We start from the raw sequence: 6,880 nt of genomic DNA, 5'->3' as shown, positions 1-6,880 counted from the left end.
GCACCGACTGCCCATCGCGTTCAGGGCAGATCCCCGGGCCGATGGTTGCTTCGATGCTTTCTTCTGCCATCATCACTTCATGCGCATCAACATGAACACCATCCTCGATTCCAACTAACCGGGCAAAGTGTTTCCTATGTCTCCGAACACCTGTTTCCCATGTCTCCTGTCCATACACTTCGCCAAAGAAACCTAAGGAAAAGAAAGGCGACCCGCAGTCTGGGTCCCTTCGCTTCGCTACGGGCAACCTGCGCTGCTCGACTCCGGCGGGGGTCCGCAGAACTCGCCTGCGGCTCAAACAACTGCGGCCCTGATCCCGCCTCCATCTGCGCTGCTCGGCCCAGCCAGGACGGGGCTGACAAAAATTCAAAAACCACCGAACACACCGATACCTCACTCCCTCCCCCGCTGGGGGAGGGTTGGGGTGGGGGCTGACCCCGAACCCGAACCACCCCCCTTCTGACTGCGCCGAGGAGCGCAGGGCCAGGCGGATCAGGGATCGCGATTGTCTGAGCCGCAGGCGAGTTCGAGCGAGACCCCGCCTGGACCGAGCACCGCAGGTGTTGCACTTGCTCCTTGAGACCGCCGTTACTTTATTTTGGCGAAGCAAAATAAAGTGACGAGCCGCCGGGCTCCCCCCGGCCAGCCGCCCTCAGCAACGCCAAAAAGCTACTAATTCAATAGCAATCTAGACAAACTAAGCCGCCACCAACCGCAACCACGTAATCTCCGAAGGCGCCCCAAACCGCTTGGGCGGCCCCCAATAGCCCGTCCCCCGGCTGGTATAGACCCACAGGTTGTGCAGCTTGTGCAGCCCCGCCGTGAATGGCTGCTGAAACCGCACAAACAGGTTCCACGGATAAAACTGCCCGCCATGCGTGTGCCCCGACAGCTGCAGGTCAAAGCCGGCCTTGGCCGCCGCCTCGGCGCTGCGTGGCTGATGCGCCAGCAACACGCGCACGGCGGCCGGTGGTGCACCTCGCAGCGCCGCCACGGGATCGCTGCGGTGCGCCGGGTCAAAGTGGGCCGCGCTGTAGTCGGTCACACCTGCCAGCACCAGCGCCCCGCTGGCCTCGCCGGTCTCGCTCGAAGAGCCGGGTTGGCGGATCACCACATGTTCGTTCAACAGCACGGTCAGGCCCAGGCGCCGCAGTTCGTCAATCCACGGCTGCGCGCCCGAGTAGTACTCGTGGTTACCCGTCACAAAGTAGGTGCCGTGACGTGACTGCAGCTGGGCCAGCGGTGCGACGTGCGCCGCCAGCTCGCTCACCTTGCCGTCCACCAGGTCGCCCGTGATGGCCACCACGTCAACGCCCAGCGCATTGACCTTGTCCACGATGCGGTTCAGATAGCGCTGCTTGATGGTCGGGCCCACATGGATGTCGCTGATCTGCGCCACGGTAAAGCCGTGCCATGCGGCGGGCAGGCCTTTGATGGGCACATCCACCCGCACCACCGCCGCGGTGCGCCGGGCATTCAGAAAACCCAGCAGCGTGACCACCAGGCCCAGCAACGGCACGGCTTCGGCAGACACCGTTCGCAACTCGGCCAGCGGCAGCAAGCCGGGCACCAGCAGGTTGCCCAGCCAGAGCACCAGCAGGGCCGCATCGCGCAGCAGCGTCAGCACAAATAGCGACGAAAACAGCCCCATGCAAAGCAGGCCCAACCAGCTCAGCACATCAGCCAGTGGCGGTTTGGCCACCCGCCGGGCCATCAGGCCCAAGGGCATCAGCAGCGCCGACAGCAACAACACGCCCATCATCAGGAACTGCGCCACGGGAAAGGCCGACAGCCCCGGCACCAGGCGGATGCCGATATAGCCATGAAGCAAGGCGGCTACGGCAGCCAGCGGCAAGAAGTTCATAAATGTTGTTCGGTGAGGTAAGTGATTGCGGAGTAACGGCGGGGTGCGTGCGGGTTGTAACTGATGATGATGTCTTGGTGATGTCCTGATGAGGTCCAGCCGATGGCTACAATCACCAATTCTTTTTATATGGGCTCCGCCGGCCTGCATTCAATGCCTGGACCATGCCTGCAGCCTCCCGCCAGAGCCGCCAAAGGCCGCCGGGCGTTTCATCCGCTCACAAGTGCGACAAACCGTGCGGGTGGATTTCACGGGTTTCACGCTAACCTCACCACTTTCCTGTCGTCGGTGTCGCTTTCCGCCCTCACCCCTCGCCTTGTTCGCGGCTGCGCCCCGGTCCTGCCTGCTCACTGCCGTCCCTATGCCCTATCTTCCCCGTCCCATCACCAGCCCATGACTGTTGCCCTCCAGGCCACCGCCCCCGCCACGTTTGAAATCAAAAGCGCCAACCTGCCCCTGGTGGCGCTCTTGCTCAAAACCACAGACCTCGGCGCGCTGTCCCGCGATCTGGCATCGCGGTTCGGCGACATTCCGGATTTTTTTGACCAGGACGCCCTGCTGATCGACCTGTCGCCATTGGCGGCAACAGCCCACGCCGGCAACAGCGACGTCGACTTTCCCGCGCTCATCACGCTGCTGGGCGATTACCAGCTGGTGCCGATTGCCGTCAAGGGTGGCACCCCCGCACAGACCGCCGCAGCGCTGCAGGCCGGCCTGCTGCCGGTGCCCGACGCGCAGCTGATGGGCAGCCGAGCCGCCGCAGCCCCTGCGCCAGCCGCATCCGCACCTCAACACCCCGCCTCGCCCGCACAAGCGCAAGCACCCGCGCCAGCGCCGCTCGGCGCACTGGTGATCGACAGGCCGCTTCGTTCGGGCCAGCAGGTCTATGCGCGCGGCCGCGACCTGGTGGTGCTGGCCATGGTCAATGCCGGCGCTGAAGTCATTGCCGACGGCCACATCCATGTGTATGCACCGCTGCGCGGCAAGGCCATGGCCGGCGCGCGCGGCAACACCGACGCCCGCATCTTCTCGCTGGCGCTGGAAGCCGAGCTGCTGTCGATTGCCGGGGTCTACCGCACCAGCGAGCACCCGCTGCCGCCCGGCGTGGCGGGCCAGCCCACGCAGGTGCGGCTGGTGCCCGGCCCGGACGGCGAAGGCGACAAACTGGTCATGACCGTCATGGGTGCCTGAATGGCGCCGCCTCGCTCATGCCCGTCACGCCCGTCACGCCCCGCGGATAACATCGCCTGGCACAACGTGGCCGGGCATTAGCCGCTGCGGCCCGCATCTCTACCGTTTTCAAAAGGATATTCAAGAATGGCAAAAATCATTGTGGTCACCTCCGGCAAGGGCGGCGTGGGCAAAACCACCACCAGCGCCAGCTTTGCAACCGCCCTGGCCCTGCGCGGCCACAAAACCGCAGTGATCGACTTCGACGTCGGCCTGCGCAACCTGGACCTCATCATGGGCTGCGAACGCCGCGTGGTGTACGACCTCATCAACGTCATCCACGGCGAAGCCACGCTCAACCAGGCGCTCATCAAGGACAAGCAGTGCCACAACCTCTATGTGCTGGCCGCCTCGCAAACCCGCGACAAGGACGCGCTGACCAAGGACGGTGTGGAAAAAGTCCTGAAGGACCTGGCCACCATGGACTTCGAATACATCGTCTGCGACTCCCCCGCCGGCATTGAAACCGGCGCGCTGCTGGCCATGCACTTTGCCGACGAGGCGCTGGTCGTGACCAACCCCGAGGTGTCCTCGGTGCGCGACTCCGACCGCATCCTCGGCATGCTCTCCAGCAAGACCAAGCGCGCAATTGACGGCGGCGACCCCATCAAAGAGCACCTGCTCATCACCCGCTACAACCCCAGCCGCGTCGACCAGGGGCAGATGCTCTCGCTCGAAGACATCAAGGACATCCTGCGCATCAAGCTGATTGGCGTGATTCCCGAGTCCGACTCCGTGCTGCAGGCCTCCAACCAGGGCGTGCCGGCCGTGCACATCCACGGAAGCGATGTGTCGGAAGCCTACAAGGACGTGGTCGACCGCTTCCTGGGCGACAAGGACAAGCCGCTGCGCTTCATCGACGCGCAAAAGCCCGGCCTGTTGAAACGCTGGTTTGGAGGAAAGTGACGCGATGGCTTCATTCCTGTCCTTTCTGCTCGGTGAAAAGAAACAAACCGCCAGCGTCGCCAAGGAGCGGCTGCAGATCATCCTCGCGCACGAGCGCACCGGCCGCAGCCACAAGCCCGACTACCTGCCGGCGCTGCAGCGCGACCTGATCGCCGTGATCGCCAAATACATCCACATCAACCCCAACGACATCAAGCTCCACCTGGAACGGCAGGACAACCTCGATGTGCTCGAAGTGAAGATCGAGCTGCCGGACAAAAAGTAGGCACAAAAAAGTAGGCACGACAGGCGCGGTAGGCGCGGGCGGCCCCTGACTCTTGCGTCACCGGCTGGCGCAGGCGCCCAGGGCCCGGCCCCAGGCCGTTTGCGCCGTATCAAGGGCCCAATCGGGCCGCGGCGCTATCATCGGCCCATGCTGCTCGAAACCTTGGGCGCGGCGCGCGAAATCGGTCGCATCAACGAGATAGCCGGTGTGCTCATTCGCCACGGCCTGGGCGACACCGTGCGCCGCCTCGGGCTGGCCGACCGGCTCGAACGTGCCGGCCACATCGTCAAGTGGGAGCATGCCGCCGACCTCGCCCGCCTCGAGCCGCCGGTGCAGGTGCGCCTGGCGCTGCAGGAGCTGGGGCCCACCTTCGTCAAGCTCGGGCAGATCCTGGCCGGCCGTGCCGACCTGCTCGGCCCCGAATGGATTGCCGAACTCCAGCGCCTGCACAGCCAGGTGCCCGCCGTGCCGCTCGACGACTTGCGACCGCAGCTGCGGGAAGACCTGGGCGACGAGCCCGAAAACATCTTTGCCCGCTTTGACGTGGAGCCGCTGGCGGCCGCCTCCATTGCCCAGGTGCACCGCGCGCAACTTCACGATGGCAGCGAAGTCGTCGTCAAGATTCGCCGCCCCGGCATACGCGAGGTGATCGAGGCCGACCTGCGGCTGATGGACCGCCTGGCCGCCATCGCCGAGGCCGACATGGCCTCCCTCAAGCCCTACCACCCGCGCCAGCTGGTGCGGGAGTTCGCGCGCTCACTGCGGCGCGAACTGGACCTGGCCGCCGAGTGCCACAACGCCGAACGCGTGGCCGACAACTTCGCGCTACTGCCGCATGTGGTGATTCCGCGCGTGCACTGGGCCTACACCAGCGAGCGCATCAATACCCAGGACTTCGTCGACGGCATCCCCGGCGAGCGGCTCGACCTGCTGCCTACGGATGCCGGCTTCGACCGCACCGTTCTGGCGCAGCGCGGCGCCCGGGCTGTGCTCAAAATGATCGTGGAAGACGGGTTTTTCCATGCCGACCCGCACCCCGGCAATGTGTTCTACCTGCCGGGCAACCGCCTGGCATTCATCGACTTCGGCATGGTCGGAAGCCTGTCGCCGCAACGGCGCGAGGAACTGCTGCAGCTGCTGCTGGGCCTGGTGACGCGCGACGCGCAGGCCGTGGCGTCCGTGCTGCTGGACTGGGCCGGCGACGACCACGGCCAGAACCTCTCGCAGCTCGAAACCGAAATCGAGGCCTTTGTCGACCAGTACCATGGAACGCCGCTGGCACAGCTCAACCTCGGCGGCATGCTGGCGAGCGTCACCACGATACTGCGCGAGCACCGCCTGACCCTGCCCCCGGACCTGGCCCTGCTGATCAAGGCCTTTATCTCGCTGGATGGCATGGGCCGCGGCCTGGACCCCGGCTTTCACATGGCGACCGAAGCACTGCCCCTGCTGCACGAGGTGGCGCGTGCGCGCTACCAGCCCGGGGCCATCGCCGCGCGCGGCTGGAAGGCACTGCTGCGCACCCTGAGGCTGGCCGAGCAGCTGCCGCACGATCTGTCGCGCCTGATGCGCAATGCGCGCCGTGGTCACCTCCGGGTGAGCATTGACGTGGCCCATCTCAAGCGCGTCGGCGACCAGCTGGACCGCGCGGCCAACCGCCTGGCCATGGCCATGGTGATCGCCGCGCTCATCATCGGCTCATCCATCGTGATGACCGTGCGGGGCGGCCCCACCCTGTTCGGCTTGCCGATTTTTGGCTTTCTGGGGTTTTGCGGCGCGGTGGCCTGCGCCTTGTGGCTGGTGCGCGCCATCTGGCGCAGCAGCCGGCCGCAGGACGACGACGCCTGAGCCGGCAACCGGCGCGGCGGCCGCTGCGATCGCTGGAGACAAGCGCATGACAAACGCATAAAAAAACACCCGCCTTTGGAGGCGGGTGTTCCTGGGATGCAAGGGTTGTTGGGCGCGGCATTGGCCGCGCTTCACATCAACCCGGTTTAACTATTTAGTGGTTTAACGGCTGACAGCCCCGCCGGCAACGCCCCCGCTGGCGTTCACGCCAGCGCCCGCCGCCGCATCCACACTGCCTGCGCCTTGCGCGCCGCTGGTCACACCGCGAGTGATGCCCTGGCCCGTTTTCCTCACGGTACTGCCCGTGGCTCGGGCGGCGCCTTTGGCATCGTCAAGCACCACGCCTGCGCGGCTTGTCGTGCTGCCCGAGCCATTCACCGCACCGCCCGCCCGGACGTCAGCGTCCGCCGTGGCTGCCGCGCGCTCTTCGGCGGTGACGTTGCGGTTGGCGCCCGCCTGCGCGGCGGTATCAAGCCCCAAGCCCTTATTGGCGGTTCCGCCGCCAACCGTGACACCCGTGTTGGCACCACCACCGGCGCCTACCCCCACGGTGCCTACACTCACACCGCCCCCAGCACCTGCGCCCGCACCCACGCCGACCCCGACTGAGGGGCCCGCGGCAACGATGAGGCCGCCCTGGCCGGCCAATGCGCCATCAAGGCCCGGCACGCCAGCATATGAGGCCGCGCCCCACGCCATGGCGGTGGTCAAAATCACCATCGACGGAATGGCCCGCAGCATCCGCGGACGAGCGGTGCGAGTAGGGC

6 protein-coding genes are annotated in these 6,880 nt (G+C 65.9%); 4 read left to right on the top strand and 2 right to left on the bottom strand.

Features of this window, described 5'->3' with window-relative positions:
• Nucleotides 1-697: 697 nt before the first annotated feature.
• Nucleotides 698-1,864: a metallophosphoesterase gene (locus AC1DUR_RS24375; protein WP_477722274.1), complete on the bottom strand. Its 1,167-nt coding sequence runs from the start codon at nucleotides 1,862-1,864 to the stop codon at nucleotides 698-700.
• A gap of 393 nt (nucleotides 1,865-2,257) precedes the next feature.
• Between AC1DUR_RS24375 and minC the strand changes: the two genes are divergently transcribed.
• The 4 genes from minC to AC1DUR_RS24355 all read left to right on the top strand — a co-directional run bounded on the left by minC (nucleotide 2,258) and on the right by AC1DUR_RS24355 (nucleotide 6,113).
• Nucleotides 2,258-3,055: a septum site-determining protein MinC gene (gene minC / locus AC1DUR_RS24370; RefSeq protein WP_477722273.1), complete on the top strand. Its 798-nt coding sequence runs from the start codon at nucleotides 2,258-2,260 to the stop codon at nucleotides 3,053-3,055.
• Between the two features lie 126 nt (nucleotides 3,056-3,181).
• Nucleotides 3,182-4,000 (top strand): septum site-determining protein MinD, encoded by an 819-nt coding sequence (minD, locus tag AC1DUR_RS24365; RefSeq protein ID WP_477716722.1) that lies wholly within the window; start codon nucleotides 3,182-3,184, stop codon nucleotides 3,998-4,000.
• Nucleotides 4,001-4,004: 4 nt separating this feature from the next.
• A complete protein-coding gene (gene minE / locus AC1DUR_RS24360; RefSeq protein ID WP_477716721.1) occupies nucleotides 4,005-4,265 on the top strand; it encodes a cell division topological specificity factor MinE in 261 nt (86 codons plus the stop codon).
• 147 nt (nucleotides 4,266-4,412) lie between these two features.
• The gene (locus AC1DUR_RS24355; RefSeq protein ID WP_477722272.1) at nucleotides 4,413-6,113 is read left to right on the top strand and encodes an ABC1 kinase family protein; all 1,701 of its coding nucleotides are present in this window, start codon (nucleotides 4,413-4,415) and stop codon (nucleotides 6,111-6,113) included.
• A gap of 162 nt (nucleotides 6,114-6,275) precedes the next feature.
• On the opposite strand, the gene AC1DUR_RS24350 is transcribed toward AC1DUR_RS24355, so the two are convergent.
• Nucleotides 6,276-6,833 carry a hypothetical protein gene (locus AC1DUR_RS24350; protein ID WP_477722271.1) on the bottom strand — a complete coding sequence of 186 codons (558 nt, stop codon included), beginning with the start codon at nucleotides 6,831-6,833 and terminating at the stop codon, nucleotides 6,276-6,278.
• Nucleotides 6,834-6,880 lie beyond the last annotated feature (47 nt).

The sequence above is a fragment of the Polaromonas sp. P4_F4 genome, assembly GCF_056401355.1.
Note: the sequence above shows the minus strand (reverse complement) of the source record. Positions and strands in the feature narration are given on the sequence as shown.